Origin of the sequence: Phycicoccus sp. Root101 (assembly GCF_001426245.1) — a bacterium.
GTDB lineage: Bacteria > Actinomycetota > Actinomycetes > Actinomycetales > Dermatophilaceae > Pedococcus.
This window is the reverse complement of sequence record NZ_LMCM01000007.1, coordinates 224,819-247,983: the sequence shown is the minus strand read 5'-3', so window position 1 is coordinate 247,983 and position 23,165 is coordinate 224,819. Positions and strand designations below refer to the sequence as shown.

At 71.9% G+C, this 23,165-nt stretch carries 22 protein-coding genes and 1 pseudogene; 5 read left to right on the top strand and 18 right to left on the bottom strand.

Features of this window, described 5'->3' with window-relative positions; genetic code table 11:
• Window positions 1-192: 192 nt before the first annotated feature.
• On the bottom strand, window positions 193-465 hold the full coding sequence (locus ASC58_RS11875; RefSeq protein ID WP_056916148.1) for a DUF2277 domain-containing protein: 273 nt from the start codon (window positions 463-465) through the stop codon (window positions 193-195).
• Between the two features lie 430 nt (window positions 466-895).
• Between ASC58_RS11875 and dnaB the strand changes: the two genes are divergently transcribed.
• Both dnaB and ASC58_RS11865 read left to right on the top strand, forming a co-directional pair.
• On the top strand, window positions 896-2,260 hold the full coding sequence (gene dnaB, locus ASC58_RS11870) for a replicative DNA helicase (RefSeq protein WP_056917350.1): 1,365 nt from the start codon (window positions 896-898) through the stop codon (window positions 2,258-2,260).
• 93 nt (window positions 2,261-2,353) lie between these two features.
• On the top strand, window positions 2,354-2,962 hold the full coding sequence (locus ASC58_RS11865; RefSeq protein ID WP_056919428.1) for a YceI family protein: 609 nt from the start codon (window positions 2,354-2,356) through the stop codon (window positions 2,960-2,962).
• A gap of 150 nt (window positions 2,963-3,112) precedes the next feature.
• On the opposite strand, the gene ASC58_RS11860 is transcribed toward ASC58_RS11865, so the two are convergent.
• The 3 genes from ASC58_RS11860 to ASC58_RS11845 form a co-directional block, all read right to left on the bottom strand.
• Window positions 3,113-3,589 (bottom strand): hypothetical protein, encoded by a 477-nt coding sequence (locus ASC58_RS11860; RefSeq protein ID WP_157598469.1) that lies wholly within the window; start codon window positions 3,587-3,589, stop codon window positions 3,113-3,115.
• Between the two features lie 97 nt (window positions 3,590-3,686).
• Window positions 3,687-5,192 (bottom strand): von Willebrand factor type A domain-containing protein, encoded by a 1,506-nt coding sequence (locus ASC58_RS11850; RefSeq protein ID WP_056919425.1) that lies wholly within the window; start codon window positions 5,190-5,192, stop codon window positions 3,687-3,689.
• Between the two features lie 198 nt (window positions 5,193-5,390).
• Window positions 5,391-5,870, bottom strand: coding sequence for a hypothetical protein (locus tag ASC58_RS11845; RefSeq protein ID WP_157598468.1), 480 nt, complete (start codon window positions 5,868-5,870; stop codon window positions 5,391-5,393).
• Between the two features lie 248 nt (window positions 5,871-6,118).
• Here ASC58_RS11845 and ASC58_RS11840 point away from each other — a divergent pair, with 248 nt between their 5' ends.
• Window positions 6,119-6,538, top strand: a complete 420-nt coding sequence (locus ASC58_RS11840) for a DUF805 domain-containing protein (RefSeq protein WP_056919423.1) — start codon at window positions 6,119-6,121, stop codon at window positions 6,536-6,538.
• 76 nt (window positions 6,539-6,614) lie between these two features.
• On the opposite strand, the gene ASC58_RS11835 is transcribed toward ASC58_RS11840, so the two are convergent.
• From ASC58_RS11835 to ASC58_RS11780, 12 genes are all read right to left on the bottom strand, one after another.
• Window positions 6,615-7,379: a MerR family transcriptional regulator gene (locus ASC58_RS11835; protein WP_056919422.1), complete on the bottom strand. Its 765-nt coding sequence runs from the start codon at window positions 7,377-7,379 to the stop codon at window positions 6,615-6,617.
• A gap of 61 nt (window positions 7,380-7,440) precedes the next feature.
• Window positions 7,441-8,199, bottom strand: a complete 759-nt coding sequence (locus ASC58_RS11830) for an ABC transporter permease (protein WP_056916155.1) — start codon at window positions 8,197-8,199, stop codon at window positions 7,441-7,443.
• On the bottom strand, window positions 8,196-8,978 hold the full coding sequence (locus tag ASC58_RS11825) for an ABC transporter ATP-binding protein (RefSeq protein ID WP_056919421.1): 783 nt from the start codon (window positions 8,976-8,978) through the stop codon (window positions 8,196-8,198). The genes ASC58_RS11830 and ASC58_RS11825 overlap by 4 nt, the downstream gene beginning before the upstream one ends.
• 84 nt (window positions 8,979-9,062) lie before the next feature.
• The gene (locus ASC58_RS11820) at window positions 9,063-9,989 is read right to left on the bottom strand and encodes a DUF429 domain-containing protein (RefSeq protein WP_056919420.1); all 927 of its coding nucleotides are present in this window, start codon (window positions 9,987-9,989) and stop codon (window positions 9,063-9,065) included.
• Window positions 9,986-11,077 carry a DNA glycosylase AlkZ-like family protein gene (locus ASC58_RS11815; protein WP_235529205.1) on the bottom strand — a complete coding sequence of 364 codons (1,092 nt, stop codon included), beginning with the start codon at window positions 11,075-11,077 and terminating at the stop codon, window positions 9,986-9,988. Before ASC58_RS11815 ends, ASC58_RS11820 begins: the two co-directional genes overlap by 4 nt.
• Before the next feature lie 46 nt (window positions 11,078-11,123).
• On the bottom strand, window positions 11,124-11,771 hold the full coding sequence (locus tag ASC58_RS11810) for a DedA family protein (protein WP_200947813.1): 648 nt from the start codon (window positions 11,769-11,771) through the stop codon (window positions 11,124-11,126).
• Window positions 11,768-12,778 carry an L-histidine N(alpha)-methyltransferase gene (egtD, locus tag ASC58_RS11805; protein WP_056919419.1) on the bottom strand — a complete coding sequence of 337 codons (1,011 nt, stop codon included), beginning with the start codon at window positions 12,776-12,778 and terminating at the stop codon, window positions 11,768-11,770. The genes ASC58_RS11810 and egtD overlap by 4 nt, the downstream gene beginning before the upstream one ends.
• 266 nt (window positions 12,779-13,044) lie before the next feature.
• A complete protein-coding gene (locus ASC58_RS11800) occupies window positions 13,045-13,959 on the bottom strand; it encodes an oxidoreductase (RefSeq protein WP_056916159.1) in 915 nt (304 codons plus the stop codon).
• Window positions 13,960-14,056: 97 nt separating this feature from the next.
• Window positions 14,057-16,036: a VWA domain-containing protein gene (locus ASC58_RS11795; protein ID WP_056919418.1), complete on the bottom strand. Its 1,980-nt coding sequence runs from the start codon at window positions 16,034-16,036 to the stop codon at window positions 14,057-14,059.
• A 2-nt stretch (window positions 16,037-16,038) separates the two neighbouring features.
• Window positions 16,039-17,430: a sigma 54-interacting transcriptional regulator gene (locus tag ASC58_RS11790; protein ID WP_056916161.1), complete on the bottom strand. Its 1,392-nt coding sequence runs from the start codon at window positions 17,428-17,430 to the stop codon at window positions 16,039-16,041.
• Window positions 17,431-17,483: 53 nt separating this feature from the next.
• Window positions 17,484-18,212, bottom strand: a complete 729-nt coding sequence (locus ASC58_RS11785) for a VOC family protein (protein WP_056919417.1) — start codon at window positions 18,210-18,212, stop codon at window positions 17,484-17,486.
• Between the two features lie 141 nt (window positions 18,213-18,353).
• Entirely contained in the window at window positions 18,354-19,421 is a 1,068-nt protein-coding gene (locus ASC58_RS11780) for an alkene reductase (protein WP_056919416.1), read from the bottom strand.
• A 153-nt stretch (window positions 19,422-19,574) separates the two neighbouring features.
• Between ASC58_RS11780 and ASC58_RS11775 the strand changes: the two genes are divergently transcribed.
• Together ASC58_RS11775 and ASC58_RS11770 are read left to right on the top strand one after the other, a co-directional pair.
• Window positions 19,575-20,096 (top strand): 2'-5' RNA ligase family protein, encoded by a 522-nt coding sequence (locus tag ASC58_RS11775; protein ID WP_056919415.1) that lies wholly within the window; start codon window positions 19,575-19,577, stop codon window positions 20,094-20,096.
• A gap of 38 nt (window positions 20,097-20,134) precedes the next feature.
• Window positions 20,135-21,379 (top strand): cysteine desulfurase-like protein, encoded by a 1,245-nt coding sequence (locus tag ASC58_RS11770; RefSeq protein ID WP_056919414.1) that lies wholly within the window; start codon window positions 20,135-20,137, stop codon window positions 21,377-21,379.
• 36 nt (window positions 21,380-21,415) lie between these two features.
• Here ASC58_RS11770 and ASC58_RS11765 read toward each other — a convergent pair whose 3' ends face one another.
• Both ASC58_RS11765 and ASC58_RS11760 read right to left on the bottom strand, forming a co-directional pair.
• Window positions 21,416-22,396, bottom strand: a complete 981-nt coding sequence (locus ASC58_RS11765; RefSeq protein ID WP_157598467.1) for a hypothetical protein — start codon at window positions 22,394-22,396, stop codon at window positions 21,416-21,418.
• A gap of 40 nt (window positions 22,397-22,436) precedes the next feature.
• Window positions 22,437-23,156 (bottom strand): annotated as a pseudogene (locus ASC58_RS11760) (NADPH-dependent F420 reductase); the annotation flags it as partial.
• Window positions 23,157-23,165: the final 9 nt, after the last annotated feature.

Genomic DNA, 23,165 nt, shown 5'->3' with positions numbered 1-23,165 from the left:
GGAGGTCCTTCGTGTTCCGTCGTGGTCGCTGGGTTCGTGGGGGTAGACCGGAGTGCTCCCCAGAACTCATCGCGCCACGATAGGACGGCGGTTGCTCGGCGCCCCAGTGGTTATTCCTGCCGGGTGTGCCGGGCAGACCCCCCGTGTCGCCACCGGGTCAGTCAGGGCGTGGACAGGCCCTTACTCAGGCGGTCAGGCCGCGCCATACCTCGCCTGGGCCCGGGCCCGCGCCTTGACGGCCTCGGTCTCGCGGTCCTTGGGCGGCGCCGTCGTGGTGAGGTGCTGGAGCAGGTGCGCGGTGGCGTGCGCGATCTCCTCCACGGCCTCGTCGAACGCGGCCTGGTTGGCCTGGCTGGGCTTGGTGCTGCCGCTCACCTTGCGGACGTACTGGAGGGCCGCGGCGCGGACCTCGTCGGACGTCGCCGGGGGCTCGAAGTTGTGCAGCTGGCGGATGTTTCGGCACATGGCGGCAGGCTACGTCCGGTATGCCGCGGAGCGCAGCCCCCGGACGGGTCCGGGGGCGTGGAAGTCAAGCCCTGTGCACCTGCCGGACATCTGACGGACACGCCCGGAAGTTTCTGCGGTCCACACCCCGTGGACGACGTCCGTGCAGGTCAGGGGCGTGTGCGAAACGCTACGTCGCGGAAATCCACAGGGTTATCCCCCGACTGTGCACAAGCACCCCGGGAGTTGCGCACACGTTGTCCACACCCTCTCCACAGGGCCGGTTTGAGTGTGCGGTGAACGCCACCCTACGGTGAGGCGGTCGCGGTCCGGAAGGGTCCGTCGAGCGCGTCGGCAGGTGTTGTCGGCGGCCCGTGGTCTACTCGAACCACACCGGTGTTCTTCGTTCTCGTTCGTGGTTCAGGGAGTTGGCAGAGTGTCTCTTGCGGAGCTGAGCACCAGCGCCTTCAGCGCAGGCGGCGACGGGCCACCGCAGTCCGACGACCGGGTGCCCCCGCAGGACCTGCACGCCGAGCAGTCGGTCCTCGGCGGCATGCTCCTGTCCAAGGACGCGATCGCCGACTGCGTCGAGGGGCTCCGCGGCACGGACTTCTACCGTCCCGCCCACGAGCTGATCTACGACGCGATCCTCGACCTCTACGGCCGGGGTGAGCCGGCCGACGCCATCACCGTCTCCGACGAGCTGACCAAGCGCGGCGACCTGCAGCGGATCGGCGGGCAGGCCTACCTGCACACCCTGATCCAGGCCGTCCCCACCGCCGCCAACGCCGGCTACTACGCCGAGATCGTCAGCGAGCGGGCGGTGCTGCGCCGGCTGGTCGAAGCGGGCACGCGGATCGTGCAGCTCGGGTACCAGCAGGGCAACGGCGACGTCGAGGACATCGTCAACGCCGCGCAGGCCGAGGTCTACGCCGTGGCCGACAAGCGTGGCGGCGAGGACTACGTCGCCCTCGGTGACGTCCTCGAGGACACCCTCAACGAGATCGAGGTCGCCGCCGGGCGCGACGCCAGCGAGATGATCGGTGTGCCGACCGGGTTCATCGAGCTCGACGAGCTGACCCACGGCCTGCACCCGGGCCAGATGATCGTCCTGGCCGCCCGACCCGCCGTCGGAAAGTCGACGATGGGCCTGGACATCGCGCGCTCGGCTGCCATCAAGCACAAGCAGGCCACCGCCATCTTCTCCCTGGAGATGAGCCGCAGCGAGATCACCATGCGCTGCCTGTCGGCCGAGGCGCAGATCCAGCTGCAGGACCTGCGCAAGGGCACCATCGGCGACGCCGGTTGGAAGAAGCTGGCGCGCATCATGGGTCAGATCTCCGACTCGCCGCTGTTCATCGACGACTCACCCAACATGTCCCTCATGGAGATCCGCGCGAAGTGCCGCCGGCTCAAGCAGCAGCACAACCTCAAGCTCGTCGTGATCGACTACCTCCAGCTGATGAGCTCGGGCAAGAAGGTCGAGTCGCGTCAGCAGGAGGTGTCCGAGTTCTCCCGTGCGCTCAAGCTGCTCGCGAAGGAGCTCGAGGTCCCGGTGATCGCGATCTCGCAGCTGAACCGTGGTTCGGAGCAGCGCGCCGACAAGCGGCCCGCGATGTCCGACCTTCGTGAGTCCGGCTCCATCGAGCAGGACGCCGACATGGTCATCCTGCTGCACCGCGAGCCCAAGCTCGAGGGCCGTGAGGGCGAGGTCGACGTGATCGTGGCCAAGCACCGAAACGGTCCGACCAAGGACATGGTGCTGGCGTTCCAGGGTCACTACGCCCGGTTCGCCAACATGGCCCAGAACTTCTAGCCCTCGGCGGGACCGGGGGCGGCGGGAATGAACCGCGGTATGGTGTGGTTGAACATTCAACAACCTACATCACCACCCCCGAAGGAACCTCCCATGGCCCTGTTCTCCCGCAAGTCCTCCACCGCCGTCATCGACGCCCCCGCCGCCTCCACCCCCGACTCGCAGCTGCTCGACGACATCTCCGGCGCGTACGCCCTGGACCCCACCCACAGCCGGATCGGCTTCTCCGCCCGCCACGCCATGGTCACCAAGGTCCGCGGCCAGTTCGACCAGTTCGAGGGCACTGCGGTCATCGACACCGCAGTCCCGGCCAACTCCAAGGTCGACGTCACGATCAAGGCCGACAGCGTCACCACCGGCCAGGAGCAGCGCGACGGTCACCTCAAGACGGCCGACTTCTTCGACGTCGAGAAGCACGAGAACCTCACGTTCACCAGCACCGACGTCGCCCGTGACGGCGCCGAGTGGTCCATCACCGGCGACCTCACGATCAACGACGTGACGCGCCCCGTCACCATCGTCTTCGAGGAGACCGGCTCGGCCAAGGACCCCTACGGCAACGTGCGCGTGGGCTTCGAGGGCTCGACCACGATCAACCGCTCCGACTGGGGCCTGTCCTTCAACGCCGCCCTCGAGACCGGTGGCGTCCTCGTCTCGGAGAAGGTCGCGCTGGAGTTCGACATCTCCGCGATCGCTGCCTGACCTCTCCACCCAGAACCCACCTCGAACCCATGACGGGCTCGGACGCACCGCTTCCTGTGGCGTGCGTCCGGGCCCGTCGCGGTATGGCGCCACGGGTCACCCGCGTGCGGCGCCGCTCGTCCGCGGCTCCGCGGCCGACGGTGGGTGGACTCAGCTCCCGTGGAAGCCGTGTTCCGTCGCATAGCTCTCGAGCTCGGGCAGCAACCGGGACGGGATCTGCGTCATGACCTTCCTGCCGCTGGTGGTGCGGAGGGTCACGATCTCGGGCGACGCCAGCCCGCCGGTCGTGCTGCCGAACGAGTCGATCTCTCCCCAGTCGATCTGGCGCCACCGCCACCCGGAGCGGATCCTGATCCCCGACGCCCCGACGATGGTCCGCGAGTGAAGCAACGAGGCGAAGAGGAGCACCCAGGTCAGGAACGCCAGCACCTCGGCCATCAGCGACCAGGGGTAGCCACCCCGGTGAACACCCCACGCGGCACCGGCCGCGAGGACGACGACCGAGACGCAGACCAGGGTCAGGGCGATCTGCAGCACGCGTCGAGGCAGCTGGTGCGTCCCGACGACGTCGCGGCGTTCGGCCGAGCTCACGCTGACGCCGACGAGCGCTTGACGGCCTTCTCGCACGTGCTCACGTCGATCCCCCTGTCCCGTCCCCGGGACCAGCGAACCGGATCGGCCTCGTCGGCGCATCTCGGGCACGGCGACCGCGGACTGGTGCCGATCAGGTGGTGACCTTGTCGACCAGGCGCGCCAGCTCGGCGACGTCACGGTCCTCGTCCACCGCGGCGGGCAGCGTCGCCGCGAGCTCACGCAGGTCGGAGGCGGAGGTCCACTGCGACCACGGGCCCTCCATGAGCCGGTCCGTCAGCAGCGCGACGACGAGGTCCTGCCGCAGCCGGGGAGAAGCCTGGTCGACGGTGTCGGCGCACTCGCTGTCGCGCAGGGACCCGGTGCGCTCGACAGGTCGCTCGCTCGCGTCGAGGTGCCGGACCGTCGCCTTGACGAACGCCGCGTTCCGCACGCCGCCGCGCAGCTCCACGTCGTACAACGCCGTGGTGGTGTGGCCGGCGAACACCTCGCCGCCGTCGACCGCGTCGTTGCGGAAGTTCTCGTCAGCGACGGCGCGGTTCTCGTATCCCAGCAGCCGGTACCCCTTGACCGCCTGCGGGTCGAACTCGACCTGGGCCTTCGCGTTCTTGGCCGCGACCACGAGCGATCCCGTCAGGCCGGTGGCGAACACCCGTTGCGCCTCGGCGGCCGTGTCCACGTAGACGTGCCAGCCGTCACCGCGATCGGCGAGCTGCTCGAGCAGCTGGTCGTTGTAGTCCTGGATGCCGACCCCGACCGAGATGAGGTTGGTGCCGGCGCGTGCCTGCGTGCTGATCCGCTCGAGGATCCCGCCGGCGCTGGTGTCGCCGACGTTGGCCACGCCGTCACTGACGAGGACGACGCGGGACATGCGGCCCTCGGTGTGCATCGAGCGGGCGAGGTCGTACCCCAGCGTGAGCCCGGCCGCCGCGTTGGTGCTGGCGTCGGGGTACAGCCCATCGATGGCCCGGTCGATGGCGTCCCGGTTGGAGGCGGGTGTCGGAGCGAGGGCAACGGCAGCCCGGGTCGAATAGCACACCATGGCAACGCGATCCGTGGCTCCCAGTGCCGCGGTGGCGGTCCTCAGGACGACCTTCGTCGTCTCCATCTTGCCCGCCTCGTCCATCGATCCGGAGCAGTCCACGACGAGGACGAGGTCCACGTCCGGGCGTGATTCGGGGCGAGGGCTGCTGATCCCGACCCGGACGAGGCGGTGGCCGTCGCGGAACGGCAGCGCGGCGGCGTCGATGCTGACGCCGAGTCCGTCGCGAGGTGCTTCGTAGCCCTGCTGGAAGTAGTTCACGAACTCCTCGGTGCGCACCTCGCTGGGGACCACCCGGCTTCCTTGGTTCACCGCGTCGCGGAAGCGGGTGTACGACCCGGTGTCGATGTCGAGCGCGAACGTGGACAGCGCGTCGGTCGCCGGGTCGGTCATCCGGAAGTCGTGGCTGGGCGCCATGTCCGGGAGGGGGAGCGGCTGCCCCGACTGGGACTCGCGGGCTCCGTTCGGGCCGGGTTGGACCGACTGGACGCCGCTCCGGTCGCTCCCGCCGCCGCCCCCGCAGGCGGTCACGGTCAGCGCGACCAGTGCCGCCGCGGCGGCATACGAGTAGTGCCTGCGGTGCTTCGTTGCTCCCATGGTGTTCCCCCTGCGTCGTCCCCGGATGTGCGTGGGACCGAAGGTAGGAGGGCAGGGTCCGCGCGGCAGTGGTGGTTATCGGGACGTGACCGGACCGATGACGGTTCGTGTCCGCTGAGATCCTCACGTGACCGGCGGGAGACCGGTGCGTGACCATCCGGTCGTGGCACGACCGTCGTCGACGCGTTCGCGGCGAGGTCAGCCGGCGGTCGGCGGCTGCTCCGCGGGCGGGGCGCCGAGGCTGTCCGGGTCCCGAGGTGAGTCGACGACGGTTCGGTGCGCCTGGCCGTACGCCTTGACGGCCTCCCAGCGAAGCGCAGGGACCTGGGTGGCGACGTCCTTGCCGCCGATCGTCCGGAGGGTGAGGTCGGCAGGGCGCAGGTAGGCGGACGGGGCGCTGGTCGTGAAGTTCACCTCGTCCCAGCGCGTGTGGCGCCAGCGGCGGACATCCCGTGTGTGCACCCCCTCGTCGTCGAGGACCGTCCGGGCCCGGCCCAGGACGACGGTGGATCCCAGCCAGAAGAGACCCAGGGCGGCCCACGCCCACGCCGTGCGCGGGTGGTCGCTGTCACGGATGTTGAGACCGGCGACGACGAGGAACCCCAGACCCACCGCGTACCGCAGGATCGTCAGCGGTCCCACCCGCGCTCGGTACTCGCCCGCCACCTCGTCCAGCACCGGACCCCCTCTGGTCGACGCCCAGTAGAGCACCGCGTCCCGTCCCCGGCCTCCGCAGAAAGGACGAGACGGCAGAAGTCGGGCGCGGGAGCGCCGGCTCCCCGCATGGGCGAGTGCCGCCCACGGACGCCTTCGACGCGCCATACTGACCGCTCTCACGTGGTCGAGCGCCACGGGAGCCGGATGCTCCGGACCGTGCAGGGGCCGGCCCCGCCAGGGGCCGGGCACACGTCACCAGTGGGGGAACCATGGACTTCAAGACCTCTGTCAGCACCGTGCTTCGCAAGTACGTGGTGTTCAGCGGACGCGCCCGTCGCAGCGAGTACTGGTGGTACGTCCTGTTCGAGGTGATCGTCTCGGCGGTAGCCCGGCTGCTCGACTCGGGGCTGTTCGACACCAAGAGCGGGTCGACCGGACCGATCGCCCTCATCGTGGCCCTCGGCCTGTTCCTGCCGTCGCTGGCCGTGACCGTCCGTCGCCTGCACGACGGCGGCCGCAGCGGTTGGTGGATCCTCATCGGCCTGATCCCGCTCATCGGTGCCATCGTCCTGATCGTCTTCCTCGTCAAGGACAGCGTCCCGGACAACGAGTACGGGCCGTCGCCGAAGGGTTCCACCCCGGCCGGCTTCTACGGCGCGGGTCCCGAGGCTCCGCGGCCCGCCGTCTGACCTGACCGCCGGCGGAGGTCGTCCTCCGCGGTGGGCCCTGCGTGTTCACGCAGGGACCACCGCTCGGCGGTGGGCGTCAGTCCAGCGGTTCGATGCGGTGGATGTTGGTCCAGCCGGTCCACCCGTGGTGCTCGAGCCGGTCGAGGATCCGCCGGGCGCCGGGGACGGAGGACAGGAAGACCGCGTCCAGCAGGCTGGCCAGGTCGGCGGGCAGGGCCTCCTCGTCCCAGCTGGTCGCCGGCACCGCCTCGAACTGGGCGGCGAGGCGGTCCCCGACGGTGTCCAGCCGTGGGTCGTCGGCGGGCCACTGCACGATCTCGGCGAGCTCGCGGTACAGCTGGGTGACGTTCGGGTCCTCGAGCTGCTGGCTCTTGACGTCCATGTAGTAAGGCATTCGGTCCGGCAGCTGGGCAGCCACGAGGATCCAGGCGTCCCGCTCGGCCTCCACCATGAGCTCGGAGACGCCCACGCCGCGGAGCCGGTCCAGGTACGCGACGACCTCCGGCGGGAGCGCCAGGCTGTCGCCGGCCGCGAGCTTGGCGATCCGCTCGCGGTGGTGCTGGCGCTCGCGGATCTCGGCGCGCAGGCGGCGGTCGATGTCCTCGACCGCCGCCGCGAACTCCGACTCCCCGGCGTCGAGCAGCTCCTGCACCCGTGACAGCGGTACCCCGGCCTCGGCGAGCGTGCGGATCCGCACGAGCTCGACGACCGCCGCCGCGTCGTACCGGCGGTAGCCGGAGTGGTCGCGCTCGGGCTCGGGGAGCAGCCCCTTGGCGTGGTAGTGACGGACCGTGCGCACGGACACCCCGGCGTACGACGCGATCTGGCTGATGGTCAGCATGGGTTCATTGTGCGAGGTTCGCAGGTGCTCACGCGGGTTTCCCTCCCGGTATGGCGCGTGGTCAGGCGACCTTGGCGCGGTAGGTGCGCATGGCGAGCAGGTACGCGACGACGAGCAGCCCGACGCACCAGGCCAGCGCGACCCACACGTCGCTGCCCACCGGCTGCTCGGCGAACAGGCGGCGGATCGTGTCCACGATCGAGGTGACGGGCTGGTGCTCGGCGAACCAGCGCACCGGTCCCGGCATCCCCGCGGTGGGGACGAAGGCGGAGCTGATGAAGGGCAGGAAGATCAGCGGGTAGGAGAACCCGCTCACCCCGTCGACCGACCTGGCCGTGAGGCCGGGGATCACGGCCAGCCAGGTCAGGGCCAGGGTGAACAGGACCATGATGGCGAGCACGCCGAGCCAGGCGAGAACCCCTGCGCCGGAACGGAATCCCATCACGAGGGCGACGGCGACGACGAGCACGAGCGAGGTCAGGTTCGCCACCACGGAGGTGAGCACGTGGCTCCACAGCACGGCCGACCGCGCGATCGGCATGGACTGGAAGCGCTCGACGATCCCGCCCGACACGTCGGTGAACAGGCGGAACGCGGTGTACGCGATCCCTGACGCGACGGTGACGAGCAGGATGCCCGGCAGGAGGTAGTCGACGTAGCTCTGGTCGCCGACGTCGATCGCACCGCCGAAGACGTAGACGAACAGCAGCAGCATCGCGATCGGGGTGATCGCCGTCGTGATGATGGTGTCTGGGCTGCGCAGGACGTGGCGCAGGGACCGCTTGAGCAGCACGGTCGTGTCGTGGCCGACGGTGGTCATCGGGTGGCTCCTTCGTGGTGGGCGCCGCCGTGGCCGACGATCGCGAGGAAGATGTCTTCGAGGGTGGGCTGCTTCTCGACGTACTCGACCGTGGTCGGCGGGAGCAGCTGCTTGAGGTCGGCGAGCGTGCCGTCGGCGATGATGCGGCCCTCGTGCAGCACCGCGATGCGGTCCGCGAGCTGCTCGGCCTCGTCCAGGTACTGGGTGGTCAGCAGCACGGTCGTGCCCCGCCCTGCGAGCTCGCGGACGGTCGCCCAGACCTCGAGCCGCGACTGGGGGTCGAGGCCGGTGGTCGGTTCGTCGAGGAACAGCACCGCCGGGTCACCGATGAGGCTCATCGCCATGTCAAGGCGTCGCCGCATGCCGCCCGAGTACGTGGCCACCCGCTTCCCGCCCGCGGCGGTCAGGTCGAACCTCGCGAGCAGGCCGTCGGCGACGGCGCCCGGTGCAGGCTGCCGCCGCAGCTCGGCGATGAGGACGAGGTTCTCCCGACCGGTGAGGACCTCGTCGACGGCCGCGAACTGCCCGGTGAGGCTGATCGAGGCGCGGACCTCCTGGGGCTGCGCTGCCACGTCGTACCCGTTGACGGTGGCGGTCCCGCCGTCCGGGCGCAGGAGGGTGGAGAGGATCTTCACCGCGGTGGTCTTCCCGGCCCCGTTGGAACCGAGGAGGGCGTGGATGCTCCCGGCACCGACCCGGAGGTCGACGCCCTTGAGCACGTCGTGGTCGCCGTAGGACTTGGTGAGCCCCACGATCTCGATGGCGTGTGTCGTGGTCATGCCACGAGGGTGCAACCCTGACGCTGCGTCAAGGTCAAGCCCCCGTTCTGGGGAGGCCTTGCGGCGCCCGGTCCGGGCGCCGGGTCAGGCCCAGATCGCTGCCGGTATGCCGTCGCTGAAGACCTCGGGCGGGTCCGGGAGCGGGGTGGCCAGGCCCGCGGCCCTGCGCGCTGCGGTCCACGCGACGGCGCAGGCGTCGAGGACGTCGTCGGCGGCATACCCGGGTCCGGACAGGACCGAGGGCGAGGCGAGCCCGGCCGCGGACAGGGCGGCGAGCCGGGCCCGGCGTCCCTCGTCGGTCTTCTTGTTGTCGAGCAGGGGGGCTCCCGCCATCGTCGCGTAGGACAGCTCCGGATGGACCTCGAGCACCATGACGGTGGGTCGGCTGCGGAGCCAGGTGTCGACCTCGAGGATCTTGGGCCGCAGCGCGAAGGCCTGCGCGCCCACACCCTGGCCGGACAGCGACCGGTTCACCGTGTCGGCCTCGGATCGCGACCCGGCCGCGTAGGCGGCCCTGGTCAGCGTGGTGAACACCGAGGAGGCCTTGCCCTTCAACACCTTGCGGGCCAACGCATCAGCCTGACGGGTGCTGTCGTCGGGCAACCCGATGGGGATGTCGATGCCGACGACCTGGATGCCCAGCGACTGGCGCACCGTCTCGACGAGACCACCGATCGTCCCGGCGACCGCGATGCGGGGTCGGGGCGCGCCCGGCTCGAGGATCGCGCCGACCCACCCGGCCGTGCAGGCGTCGACGCCCAGGACCGGGACGGTGATCTCCAGTGGTGGCAACGGGATCGGCCCCGTGGGTGGTGCGACCGGGGCAGCATCGTCTGCGGGAGGAGCGAGCTCCACGCCCAGGTGTCGAGCGAGGCGCTGCAACGAGGACCCCGTGGCGGCGAGGGCGGCGGCCACCCGGGACTCGTCGCCGATGGCGACGCTGTCCCGTAGCGCCCCGGCCTGCTCGAGCAGCTGGTCGGCCAGGCGGCGCGCCTCGTCCCGGTTCGTCATCGCAGCCTCGCCAGCCCGAGCCAGTCGGCGAGGGCGTCGATCTCGGCCTCCACCGCCGTCGTCATCTCGTCGGTGAACGTCACGTCCTGGTGGACCGCGTGCACCTCGAGGATGCCTTCCTTGCGTTCGGCCTTGGCGTCGAGCTTGCCGATCAGCCTGTCCCCGAACAGGATCGGCAGCGCGTAGTAGCCCCAACGCCGCTTCGAGGCCGGCTTGTAGACCTCGAGGACGTACTCGAAGCCGAACAGGTCCTGCGCCCTCGACCGGTCGTAGACCAGTCGGTCGTACGGCGACAGCAGGGCCGCCCGTCCACGGAACGGCGTCGTCTCGTCGCGTTCCAGCGCCACGGGGTCGACCCGCCACCGTCCGTCGACTCCGTCGACCGTCACGGCCAGACCCGCCTCACCGACGTCGACCGGCTCGCTGGGCATCTTCGTCCCCTTGGCCCTCGCGATGCCGAGGGAGGTCAGGCGGCGCTCGTCTCGATGGCGCCTCGCCTCGTCCACGGTCATCGCCGGCTGGTCCGGGTAGACGCGCTCGGCGAGGTCGAAGACCCGCTGCCGTCCCCTCCGGCCGCTGACCGCCACCTCGGCCCGCATGACGAGGAACTCCAGCATCTGCGTCACGTTGCGGTCGTTGGTCCACCCCGACGACGGCCACGACACCAGGCTCGTGTCGGGGATCTCCTTGGACAGCAGGGGCCCGTGGTCCTCGAGCCGGTTGAGCACGTCCTGCCGGAACGGGTCGTTGGCCCGCAGCCATCCCCGGGCCTGTTCCCAGTCCCGTGGCCAGTCCTCGGCGCCGGCGAGGTGCGCGGGCAGGTCCTCGACAGGGCGGACCATGCCGTTGAACTCCACCAGCGTCCGCGTCTCGAGCGCCTGCTGCAGGTCCGCCGAGCGGTAGGCCGCCCCGAGCCGGCTCCAGAGCACGAGCTCGGCACTCGGGGCGATCGGTGCGGCGGGGTCGATCTGCAGGAGGCTCAGCTGCTGCACGACCTCGACGAGGTCACCGGGTCGGGGGAGGTCGAGCATCTGGGCGCGCACGGCGATCCGCCGCGCCTGCGCCCGGTCGATCTGGAGGTCCCCCACACCGGCGAGGGTAGCGACCCCTGCCGAGCGCGCGGTGCCCGTCGTCTCAGCCGGCCTCGCGGGAGCCGGCACCCACGGTCTCGCGCGCACGCGCCATACGGCGCTCGCGCAGGCGACGGGCCACGAGCCAGACCAGGACGACGAGGACGATCGCGACGACGGCCTTGCTCACGGGGGCGAGGTAGCGCTCCACGGCCGCGTAGTCGTCGCCGAGGCGATAGCCCGCGTAGATGAAGACGGCGTTCCAGACCCCGCTGCCGAGGGCGGTGAGCAGGCTGAACCGCAGGAACGACATCCGCGTGAGCCCGGCCGGCACCGAGACCACCGAGCGGACGAACGGGATGCAGCGGCCCACGAGCATGACGACCTCGCCGCGTGCCTCGAAGAACCGTTGACCGCGGTCGAGGTCGCGCTGGCCGAAGAGGAGGAACCACGGCCTGCCCGCGAGGTGGTGCAGGCGTTCGTAGCTCAGGGCTACGCCGAGCCAGTAGAGGACGTAGGCGCCGAGCAGCGACCCGACGGTGGCGGCAGCCCACGCGAGGTAGGGGTTGAGATGACCCGCCGCGGCGGCGAAGCCGGCGAACGGCAGCACGACCTCGGACGGGATCGGGGGGATGACGGTCTCGAGCAGGATCAGCAGGCCGACCCCCAGCTCACCGATCTGGTTGATGAGCTCGACGATGCGGTCGGTCACGTCAGCGCCCGCGCCGCGACCGTCCAGAGCGAGACGCTGAACAGGCCGGCGTCATCCGTCCACCACCCGGCGGCGTCGAACCCGGCCGCCTCGAACTCCGCAGCCAGGCGCTCGCGGGTGAACTTGGCCGAGATCTCGGTGCGCAGCTGCTCGCCTGCCGCGAAGTCCACCTCGAGGTCGAGGTCGGCGGTGCGCACGTGCACGTCGCGCACGGCCTCGAGCCGCATCTCGATCCAGGCGTTCTCGGCGTCCCACACGGCGACGTGGCGGAAGTCCCGGGGGTCGAAGTCGGCGCCGAGGCGACCGTTGACCACCTCGAGGACGTTGAGGTTGAACGCCGCCGTCACCCCGGCGGCGTCGTCGTACGCCGGCACGAGCACATCGGGCGACTTCACCAGGTCGGCACCGAGCAGGAACGCGTCGCCCGGCTCCAGCGCCCCGTGCAGGGTGGCGAGGAACCGTTGCCGCTGCTGCGGGTCCTGGTTACCGATGGTGCCACCCAGGAAGATCACCAAGCGGCCACCGGTGCGGTCGCCCTCGTCGACGGCCAGGGCCTCGGCCAGGCCGTGCTCGAAGTCGGCCCTCACCGACTCGAGCTCGAGCGCGGGGTACCGCAGGGCCAGGTCCTCGGCAGCGGCGCGCAGGGCGCTCTCGCTGACGTCGATCGCCCGGTATGCCGCCTGCTCACCGTCAGGGGTCGAGGCCAGCACGGCGTCGATGAGGGCCCGCGTCTTCTCCGAGGAGCCGGACCCCAGCTCGATGAGGTGGTGGCTCCCGGCGGCGGCGACGATCTCGGAGGCGCGGGCCATGAGGATCTCCCGCTCCGCGGCGAACGGGTAGTACTCCGGCAGCCGGGTGATCTCCTCGTAGAGCTCGCTGCCGACCTTGTCGTAGAACCACTTCGGCGGCAGCGTCTTGGGGCTGCTGGTCAACCCGGAGCGCACGTCCTCGCTCAGGCTGCGCTCGCTGAAGTCCTCGGGCAGGTGGTCGCGGTGTCGCTGGGCCATCGGCTCGCTCTCGTCGTCAGCCCCGGTGGTGGGGTCGGCTGGGCCGTCCCGACGCTACCCACGGGCGGCGACATCGGCCTCTCGACAGCCAACGCCCGCCCACCGCGACGGGTTCCGATGCGGGCGCCATACCTGAGTGAGCGCGAACTGTCGGAACAGACGGAGCATTCCGACACTTCGCGCTCATCGAGAGTGGAGCGTGGGTGTGGGCGCGGGGACGTGCCCGGTCCGAGCCGCCGGGCCGAGCTGCCGAGCCGCCGAGCCGCTCAGAAGGTGAACCGCACGCCCGTGAGCTCCTCGCTGCGCCCCCACAGCAGGCCGGACAGCGTCTCGTCGCGCGCCCACTGGCTGCGCCGGGCCTCACCCACCGGGCCGCGGGTCTCGCGGAACCCGGTCGGGCCCGAGTAGGACCCTGGCCCGGCCACGGTCGCCGCGTAGAGGATCCCTTCGGCGCCCTTGTCCGGACCGGGGAACGCGAGCTTCACGCCCCACTGGGCGATCGTGCCGACCACCGGTATGGCGCCCATGCCGTCCTTGCTGGCCACGAGGTTGGTGGCGGAGACGCCGGGGTGCGCAGCCGTGGAGGTGAGCGTCGACCCGGCCGCCGTGGCGCGCCGCTGCAGCTCGGTCGCGAAGAGCAGGTTGGCGAGCTTGGAGCGGCCGTACGACGACTGCGGGTCGTAGCCCTCGCTGGGGTTGCCCTCGCAGACCATGCCGTCGCCGGCGTGGTGCGCGATCGACGAGACCGTCGTGACCCGCGGGGCCGAGGACTCGAGGAGGTGCGGCAGGAGCAGGCCGGTCAGGGCGAAGTGGCCCAGGTGGTTGGTGCCGAACTGCAGCTCGAAGCCGTCCTCGGTCTCCCGTCGCCGCGGCGGGGCCATGACTCCGGCGTTGTTGACGAGCAGGTCGAGCGGCCCGTCGAACCGGTCGGCGAACGCGTGGACCGACGCCTGGGAGGCCAGGTCGAGCGACTCGACGGTGACGCGCCCCCTCGCCCCGGTGGCGCGGATCCGTCGGGCGCCCTCCTCGCCGGAGGACGTGTTGCGGACTGCCATGACGACGTCGGCGCCGTGGCGGGCCAGCTCGCGCGCCTCGACCAGCCCGATCCCGGAGTTGGCGCCGGTGACGAGGGCGCGCCGTCCGGTGAGGTCGGGCATCTGGTCAGCGGTCCAGCGGCTCATGCGTGGCCTCTCGTGTGGGTCGGGCGGGGGGGGCGGGTGGGGCGGGGTGCTGCTCACCGTGCCAGCGCACGGCGAGGTGTGGTTGTTCCCGGGCCAGTCAGCCGGCAGCGCGACGCCCCTTGCGGGCCTGGAGGTAGTCGCTGACGACGTACTCGCCGAGCCGGTCGACGCTGGGGGTGAACACCCGCCCGCCGGCTCGCCGCGCGATGGCGTCGACGAACCGCGCCAGCCCCGGGTCCTCGCCGAGCATGAACACGTTGAGCGCGGCCCCGGCCCGCCGCAGCTCGTCGACCTGGGCGACCGTGGCGCGCAGGGTCGCGCTCGTCGTCGGCCACTGGAACTCCGGTATGCCGCCGTCCCCGAGGTGCGCCGTCGGCTCGCCGTCGGTGACGACGAGCACCACCGGTTGCGCCTGCGGGTGCCGGCGCAGGTGACGGGAGGCGAGCATGAGTGCGTGCTGGAGGTTGGTGCCCTGCACCCACTCCGGCTCGGCATCGGCGAGCTGAACGGGGGTGAGGCGCCTGGCGGCGATGTTGAACCCGATGATCTGCAGCGCGTCCTGCCGGAACCGCGTCTGCACCAGGTGCGACAACGCCAGCGCCGTTTGCTTCATCGGCCCCCAACGGCCTTCGTTGACCATCGAGAACGACATGTCCACGCAGAGGGCGACCGCCGCCGTGGTGCGGCGCTCGGTCTCGACCACCTCGAAGTCGGCCACGTCGAGGCTCACCTGGCCCGGCTGGATACCGGTGCGGCGCAAGGCGTTCGCGACCGTGCGCGGGACGTCGAGCGGCTGCTCGTCGCCGAACTCCCAGGCCCTCGTCAGGCCGGTGGGTTCGTCGGCGTGGCCGGTGCGGCGGTCGTCGTGGTCGCCGTGGCCGTCGGCGGACAGCCCCTCGAACACCTTCTTCAACGCCGTCTCCCCGAGCCGACGCACGGCGCGCGGGGTGAGCCGCAGACCGTCGTCGCCCTGGCTGACGTACCCCTGGCGCTCGAGCTCGCGCTCCAGCTGCCGCAACGCCTCGAGGTCGCGGGCGGCATCGGCGCCGAGGTGCTGCTCGAGGCGTTCGACGTCGATGTCGTCCAGGCTCGACCCGCCGTAGCCCTGGCCGATCTGCTCCATGAGTGACTCGAGGTCGGCGAGCTCGGCGACCGCCTCGACGGCCGCGCTGTAGCCCAGGGGCTCACCACCGGGGCGCATCCCGACGGGGCTGCCGCGGTCGAGCCCGGGTCGCAGGGCGCGCAGGTTGTCGCCCAGCTGTGCCATCTCCGAGGCCAGGTCGGCGTCGGCGAGGGCGTCGCTCATGAGCTGGCCGAGCTGCTCGCGCTGCTCCGGGGTGAGCGAGGCCATCATCCGGGCCGCAGCGGCCTGTCGCCGGGCGAGGGCGTCGATCAGCTCGTCGACGTCCTTCGGGTCCTCGGGGAACAGCTCGCCGTGCTTGTCCATGAACTGCCGGAACGCGTCGGTCGTGTCCTCGCCCCGGGCGTGCGAGGCGAGCAGCCGGTTGAGGTCGGCGAGCATGTCCCGGACCGCCGCCATCGCCTCCGGGTCCGGGTCGGACAGCGCCCGCGCCATCCCGGCGAACTGCGCGTCCATCACCTCGCGCTGCAGCATCTGGGCGATCGAGTCGTAGATCGCCTTCGCCTCGGGGGAGTGCCACTCGTGCGAGGCGAGCGCCCGCACCTGACCGGCCGCGTCGTCGGGCAGCGTGGCGAGGTCCATCTCGGCGAGGCGCGCGTCGTCGGTGTCCTCTCCGGCGAGGGCGTCGCGCTCGGCAGCGAGGGCCTGGTCGAGGGCCGCCCGGACCTGGTCGAGCGAGCCCGACAGGTCACCCTTGCGCCGGGCCGCGTCCCGAGCCCGCCGTATGCGGTCGGCGAGCTCGTCGAGCCCGCGTCGCCCGTCCATCCCGCGCCGCAGCAGGTCGCGCAGGGCCTCTCGGGCGGAGCCCCCCGCGAGGACGTCGCGGCCGATCTCGTCGAGGGCCTCCCGCACGTCGAACGGCGGGGCCAGCGGATCGGCCCCACCCTGCCACGGGCCGTAGCGGAACCGGTCGCCGTGGTGACCGCTGCCGGGCACGATCAGGCCCCGTAGACCGTGCGGCCGGCCACGGTGTCCTTGTCGAGGCGCCGGGTGAGGTGCAGGCCCTCGAGGACGAACTCGACAGCGGCAGCGACCTGGCCCGGGCCGGCGTCGTCGCCGTGGCCGAGCCGGTCGAGCACCTTGGACAGGCCCGGGGTGGTCCCGATCTGGGCGAGCAGGTCGGCCGCGGGGACGAGCTCGCCGGTCTCGACGACCTCGCCCTCGGCGAACCGCTCGGTGAACCCCGACAGGTCCAGGCCCTGCAGCCGTGCCCGGAACGTCTCGGCTGTCGCCAGCCGCAGGAGGTGGTCGAGCACGTCGCGCTCGCGTCCCTCCTCGCCCATCTCGAACTCCACCTTGCCGAGCAGCGTCGGCACCACGGTGGGCACGTCGCAGATCCGGGCCACGGCCTCGGACTCGCCGGAGCGAGCCGCGCGCCGCAGGGCCGAGGCGCTCACGCTCTCGGCCGCCGCGATCGAGAAGCGCGCCGAGACGCCCGACCGCTGGTCGACCGCCGAGGACTCACGCAACCCGCGGGTGAACCGCGCCAGCACCTCGACGAGGTGCTCGGGCACGTCGGCGACGGTCTCGGCCTCCTGCTGGATCAGGCGGACCTCGTCGGCGACCTCCTCCTGGTAGTGCGTGCGGATCTCGGCCCCGAAGCGGTCCTTGAGCGGGGTGATGATGCGTCCGCGGTTCGTGTAGTCCTCGGGGTTGGCGGTGGCCACGAGCAGCAGGTCGAGGGGCAGGCGCAGGGAGTACCCGCGGATCTGGATGTCCCGCTCCTCGAGGACGTTGAACATGGCCACCTGGATGCGTTCGGCGAGGTCGGGCAGCTCGTTGAGGCCGAAGATGCCGCGGTTGGCACGGGGGACGAGGCCGTAGTGGACCGTCTCGGGGTCACCGAGGGTGCGGCCCTGGGCGACCTTGACCGGGTCGACGTCGCCGACGAGGTCCCCGACGCTGGTGTCGGGCGTGGCCAGCTTCTCGGTGTAGCGCTCGTCCCGGTGCCGCCACACCACCGGGAGGTCGTCCCCGAGGTCGGCCTTGAGGTTGAGGCAGCGGGTGCACACCGGAACGGTCGGGTCGTCGTGGATCTCGCAGCCCGCGACCTCGGGGGCCCACTCGTCGAGCAGCTGGCCGAGGGTGCGCATCAGCCGGGTCTTGCCCTGGCCGCGCTCGCCGAGCAGGACGAGGTCGTGGCCGGCCAGCAGGGCGCTCTCCAGCTCGGGCAGGACGGTGTCGTCGAAGCCGACGATGCCCGGGAACGCAGTCTCCCCGGAACGCAGTCGCTCCAGCAGGTTCTCGCGGAGCTCCGCCTTCACGCTGCGGTGGGTGTAGCCGGTGGCGACGAGCTCGCCGAGGGTGCCGGGGCGTTCGGTCTGGGTCATTGCTCCACGCTACGTCCGGCCCTGCGCGACCGACACCCGTGGGGGCGTCCTGCTCAGGGACTGGTGACCCGTGGCCCGCGGCCGCCCGACGCGTTCGGCGGCGGCTCGACGAACGCGCAGAACACGTTTCCCTCGGGGTCGGCCAGGACCGTCCAGTCGGGACGCTCCTCGAGGACCCGCGCCCCGGCGGCGACGAGGGCCTCGATGCTGGGGGTGTCGACGTCCCAGTGCACGCGGTTCTTGCCCGTCCGCGGCTCGGGCACCGGCACGAACACCAGGCTCTCGAACGGCAGGGCGGCGTCCGGCCCCGCGTCGAGCCACCACCAGTCGTGCTCCTGGTCGCTGCCGACGGGGAGCCCGAGGACCTCACCCCACCAGCGCGCCATCCGGCCGGGATCCGCGCAGTCCACTACGACCTCGTACAGGCGGTAGCCGCTCAGCCGCTCCGGGGTCCGGACGAACGCGCAGAACTCACCACCCTCCGGGTCGGCCATGATCGTCCAGCCCTGCTCCCGGGTGGCCGGGACCAGGACGGTCGCACCCAGGGCCTCGAGCGCGGCCACGGACTCGGTGTCGACGTCGAGGTGCACGCGGTTCTTGACGGTCTTCGGCTCGGGCACGGTGTTGAGCCACAGGCTGTGGTGCGCCGTCTCGCCGAGCAGGACCGTCGGGTCCGTCCGGTCGGCCCGGCGCCGCAGGCCGAGGGCCGCCGTCCAGAACGGGACCTGCCGGGCCTCGTCCTGCACGTCGAGGCAGAGGTCCTTGAACCGTGCGAGCGCCATCCGCCCACCCTAGGGATCCACTGCGCCCATGAAAGTGCGCCCTGCCCATGGAACGTCATGGGCAGGGCGCACTCCGGTGGGCACAGCTCGCTGGACGGCGGAGCAGGCCCTGGTCCGGCGCCGGGTCGGTGGCGCCGGAGGTCAGGCGGCCGGGTAGTCGGTGTAGCCCTCGGCGCCGCCGCCGTAGAAGGTGTCGGGGTTCGGCTCGTTGAGCTCGATGCCCTCGCGCCAGCGCTTGGGCAGGTCGGGGTTGGCCAGGAACGGGCGGCCCACGGCGACGAGGTCACCGAGGTCGCGCTCCAGCAGGCCCTCGACGGAGTCCAGCGTCGTCACGTCACCGAAACCGGTGTTGATCATGACCGGGCCGTCGAACCGCTTGCGCAGGTCACGCAGCAGGTCGGAGTCGGGGGCGGCCAGGATGCTCAGGTAGGCCAGACCCAGGTCGGCGATGCCCGAGACGAGCGCGTCGTACGTCTCCGTGGTGTCGGCCGCGTCCTCCTCGAGGACACCCTGGATGTTGTGCGCCGGGGAGATCCGGATCCCGACGCGCTCGGCGCCGATCGCCTCGGCGACGGCGCGGGTGACCTCGATCGACAGGCGCGCACGGTTCTCGGGGGAGCCGCCGTACCCGTCGGTGCGGGTGTTGCTGCTCGGCGCGAGGAACTGGTGGAGCAGGTAGCCGTTGGCCGAGTGGACCTCGACACCGTCGGCGCCGGCGGCCACGGCCTGGCGGGCCGCGTGCACGAAGTCGGCGACGATCCCGGGGATCTCGTCGGTCTCCAGGGCCCGAGGCGTCGGCTGGTCGACCTGGCCGGTGGCCGTGACCATCTTCCCGGGCGCCGCGATCGCGCTCGGGGCCACGGACTCGAGGCCACCCTTGTTGTCGGGGTGGGCGATGCGTCCGACGTGCATGAGCTGGATGAAGATGCGACCACCCTCGGCGTGCACGGCCTCGGTCACCTTGGCCCAGCCGGCGACCTGCTCGTCGCTGTGGATGCCGGGGGTGTCGAGGTAGCCCTGGCCGACGGCGGAGGGCTGGGTGCCCTCGGTGATGATGAGGCCGGCACTGGCGCGCTGGCGGTAGTACTCGACGTTGAGGTCGGTGGGAACGCCACCCTCACCGGCACGGTTGCGGGTGAGCGGAGCCATCACGAAGCGCTGCGGCAGCGTCCACGGGCCGACCTGGGCGTTCTCGAATGCCTTGGACATGCAATCTCCTCGAAGTCGATCGTCAAAAGTTCAACAAGGACGGCAACCGTGGTGACCGGCGACTGATTCCCGGTTCCCGGTCAACTCGCGGCGACAGGCGCCAGTCCGTGCTGCGGGCGTGCCGTACGTCACCCCGGCGGCGAGGATGGGGTCGTGCAGTCCGTCGAGCTCCTCCTGGACGCGGCCACCGATGCCACGGTCCGCGCCGAGTGGGCCGCCCTGTCCACGGCGGGGCTGCCCAGCCAGGCCGACCACCGCGGCGAGACCAACGCGCCGCACGTCTCCGTCGCCGTCGCCGGCGCGTTCCCCGGTGCGGCGGAGGAGCTCCTGGCCGCAGTGGCGGCGGGGATCCCGGTCCCCGTGCGGCTCGGCGCGCCGGTGCTGTTCGGTGGCCGCCGCGTCGTGGTGGCCCGCCTCGTCGTCACCGACCGCGCCCTGCTGGACCTCCACACCGCCGTCTGGTCCGCGGTCGCCGGTGCCGCCGACCCCTCGCCCCACACCGTCCCGGGAAGGTGGGTGCCGCACGTGACGCTCGCCCGCGGCATACCCGCCGAGGAGGTGGCGACGGCGCTGGGGACGTTGGGTCGCGAGCGTGGTGGGGTGCCGGAGATGGTGGGCGAGGCCGTGTCACTGCGGCGCTGGGACTCCGACGCCCGGCGCGCGTGGACGGTCTGACGCGACCCTGCCCGCGCGGGGATGGCACAGTGCTGGGTATGCCGCCGACCGCACCCGCCGTTGCCCCCGCCGTCCTCGACGTCGTCGCCCTCCGCGCCCAGTTCCCGGCCCTGGACGGTGGCGCCGCGCACTTCGACGGCCCCGGTGGCTCTCAGATCCCGACGGTCGTGGCCGAAGCCGTGGCGTCGACGATGACCGCCCCGATGTCGACCCGCGGCAGCGTCACGAGGGCGGAGCAGAACTCCGACTCCCACGTGCTCGCCGCCCGCTCCGCGCTCGCGGACCTGCTGGGGGCCCAGCCCGGTGGGGTGGTGTTCGGGCGGAGCATGACGGCACTGACGTTCGACCTGTCGCGCACGCTGGCCAAGGACTGGGGTCCGGGCGACGAGGTCGTCGTCAGCCGGCTCGACCACGACGCGAACATCCGTCCGTGGGTGCTTGCCGCCCAGGCCGTCGGCGCCACGGTCCGGTGGGCGGAGTTCGACCCGGAGACCGGCGAGCTGGACCCGCAGGCGTTCGCGGACGTGGTGACGGACCGGACCAGGCTGGTCGCGGTGACCGGTGCCTCCAACCTCATCGGCACCCGCCCGGACCTGCCCGCCATCGCCGGGATCGCCCACGACCACGGTGCGCTGCTGTTCGTCGACGCCGTCCATCTCGCCGCCCACGCGAGCGTCGACCTCGTCGGGTCCGGCGCCGACGTCGTGGCCTGCTCGCCCTACAAGTTCTTCGGGCCGCACTGCGGGGCGTTCGCGGCCGATCCGGCGTTCCTCGAGACCCTGCAGCCCGACAAGCTCGCGCCGTCGTCCGACGCGGTGCCCGAACGGTTCGAGCTGGGGACGCTGCCCTACGAGCTCATGGCCGGCACCGCCGCTGCGATCGACTTCATGGCCGACCTGGTGCCGGGCACCGGGTCCGACGCCTCCCGCCGGGAACGGCTGGTGCGCTCCCTGGCCGCGGTCGAGGCGCACGAGCTCGAGCTGCGCGGGCGCATCGAGGCCGCCCTGGCCGAGCTGCCCGGAGCCACCCTCTACTCCCGTGCCGCCCACCGCACCCCGACCCTGCTGGTGGGGTTCGACGGGCACGACAGCTCGGCGATCTATCGCTTCCTCGCCGACCGCGGGGTGAACGTCCCGGCCAGCAACTTCTACGCCCTCGAGGCGTCCCGGGCCCTGGGCCTCGGGGACGCGGGTGCGCTGCGGATCGGGTTGGCGTCGTACACGGACGACGACGACGTCGCCCGCCTGCTCGACGGCCTCGACGCCTGGTTCGCGCAGGCCTGACGTCGCGCCGGCCGCGGTCGCCGGCGCCAGCTCTCGCTACTCCCGGGCGAGACGGGCCTTGAGGATGGTCGCCAGCCGGTTCATCTGCTGCACGTGCGCGGAGTCGCCATCGGTCTGGACCACCGCCGGGCCCACGTGGTCGGTGATGATCGCGACGGCATACCCGTCGTAGATCCCCATCTGGCGGGTCACGGTGTCGGGGCGGAGCCAGCCACCCTTGAACGCCCCCGCGCCGATGGTGCCCAGCCCCCACCGGTGCGCGCTGATCGGACGCATGGACGAGAGCAGGTAGCTGCTCGAGGCGCGGGACACCACACGGCCGTTCGCCAGCGCGGCCATGAACCGCACCTGCTCACGGATCGTCCACTGCATCCCGCCCTGCGAGGTGTCCGGGGCGACGGTGCGGGTGTCGCCGACCGAGCGCAGGACGCGGGTGATCGCGGCGCCGGGGCTGCCGGGGATCTCGTTGCGCAGCGCCACGACCGCGTCGGCGTCGGAGGCGGTCAGGGCGGCAGAGATCCATCGGCGCTGCTGGGCGGTGGCCCTGCCGGGGTCGCCGTCGCAGACCGTGTCGAGGAAGGCCGCGACGACCAGCACCTTGGACGTCGACCAGGCCTTCCAGCTCGGGACCGAGCCCTCGACGGTGACGTCGCCCGGATCGGACAGCGGGGCGAACGCCAGGGCGTTGCGGGTGTCGCCCACCAGGCCCGCGGGTCTGGCGGGGCCGCCGGCCGTGGAACGCGACGGCGTCGGCGTGGGGGCCTCGGGGGTCGAGGGGGTGGACCGCGCGGTCTTCGTGGCCGTGGCGGTCGAGGGTCGCTTCGTCGCGGCGGTCGTGGTCGCGGCGGTCGTGGACGTGGTCGATCTCGCCGCGGTCGTGGCGGTGGTCCCCGGTGACGTGGCGGTGGCGGCCCCCGAGGAGGCGGCGGAGCCCGTGCCGGCCGCGCGGCCGGGTGGCGGCGAGGAGCAGGCAGCCAGCAGCAGGCCGGCGACGACGATCGCGAGGGTGGGGCGCACGCTCACCGAGGGTAGCCGCCGGCCCGTCGGCCGGACCGGGTCAGCTGTCGCGGTACCGCTTCGCCGCGGCTGCACGATCGGCGAGCACGGAGGCGTCCACGGGCGCCGGCCCCTTCGACCAGTCGGTGGGGTCCGCGGCATACATCACGGCGTAGGCCGCGGTGTCGCGCTGCGTGCGCCAGCCCTCGGCGAGGGGGCCGAGGTCCAGGGTGTCGTAGCCGATCTCGTCGAACAGCCGCGTCACGGTGGCCTTGGCGTCGGCGTCGTCCCCGGCGATCGCGAGGGCGCTGCGCTCAGGGGAGCCGGCGGGGCGGGCCAGGGCCCGGAGGTGCTCGAAGTAGATGTTGTTGAAGCCCTTGACCACGTGGGACGTGGGCAGGTGCGCCTGGACCAGCTCGGACGTCGTGGTCGACTCGTCATCGAGCTCGGCGACCTGCCCGTCACGCTGCGGGTAGTAGTTGAGGGTGTCGATGACGACCTTGCCGGCGAGCTCGTCGACCGGGATGTCGCGGTAGTTCTTGAGGGGGATGGTCACGACGACCACGTCCCCGGCCTTCGCAGCCTCTGCCGCCGTCGCGGCCCGTGCACCCGGGCCGAGCTCGGTGACGAGGTCGGCGAGCGTCTCCGGCCCGCGGCTGTTGCTCATCACGACCTCGTGGCCGGCCGCGAGGGCCAGCCGTGCGACGGTGCTGCCGATGTTGCCACTGCCGATGAAACCCCATGTCGTCATGCCCGCGTCAACCGTCTGGCGACCCCGTTGATTCCGGCT

Bases quoted from the DNA above. Each gene is read 5' to 3' on its own strand.
- egtD (WP_056919419.1), bottom strand. From the start codon at position 12,778: ATGGCCCAGCGACACCGCGACCACCTGCCCGAGGACTTCAGCGAGCGC.
- ASC58_RS11790 (WP_056916161.1), bottom strand. From the start codon at position 17,430: ATGACCCAGACCGAACGCCCCGGCACCCTCGGCGAGCTCGTCGCCACC.
- ASC58_RS11770 (WP_056919414.1), top strand. From the start codon at position 20,135: ATGCCGCCGACCGCACCCGCCGTTGCCCCCGCCGTCCTCGACGTCGTC.
- ASC58_RS11780 (WP_056919416.1), bottom strand. From the start codon at position 19,421: ATGTCCAAGGCATTCGAGAACGCCCAGGTCGGCCCGTGGACGCTGCCG.
- ASC58_RS11820 (WP_056919420.1), bottom strand. From the start codon at position 9,989: ATGACGAACCGGGACGAGGCGCGCCGCCTGGCCGACCAGCTGCTCGAG.
- ASC58_RS11875 (WP_056916148.1), bottom strand. From the start codon at position 465: ATGTGCCGAAACATCCGCCAGCTGCACAACTTCGAGCCCCCGGCGACG.
- ASC58_RS11835 (WP_056919422.1), bottom strand. From the start codon at position 7,379: ATGCTGACCATCAGCCAGATCGCGTCGTACGCCGGGGTGTCCGTGCGC.
- ASC58_RS11850 (WP_056919425.1), bottom strand. From the start codon at position 5,192: ATGGGAGCAACGAAGCACCGCAGGCACTACTCGTATGCCGCCGCGGCG.
- ASC58_RS11825 (WP_056919421.1), bottom strand. From the start codon at position 8,978: ATGACCACGACACACGCCATCGAGATCGTGGGGCTCACCAAGTCCTAC.
- ASC58_RS11800 (WP_056916159.1), bottom strand. From the start codon at position 13,959: ATGAGCCGCTGGACCGCTGACCAGATGCCCGACCTCACCGGACGGCGC.
- ASC58_RS11830 (WP_056916155.1), bottom strand. From the start codon at position 8,199: ATGACCACCGTCGGCCACGACACGACCGTGCTGCTCAAGCGGTCCCTG.
- ASC58_RS11840 (WP_056919423.1), top strand. From the start codon at position 6,119: ATGGACTTCAAGACCTCTGTCAGCACCGTGCTTCGCAAGTACGTGGTG.
- ASC58_RS11785 (WP_056919417.1), bottom strand. From the start codon at position 18,212: ATGGCGCTCGCACGGTTCAAGGACCTCTGCCTCGACGTGCAGGACGAG.
- ASC58_RS11865 (WP_056919428.1), top strand. From the start codon at position 2,354: ATGGCCCTGTTCTCCCGCAAGTCCTCCACCGCCGTCATCGACGCCCCC.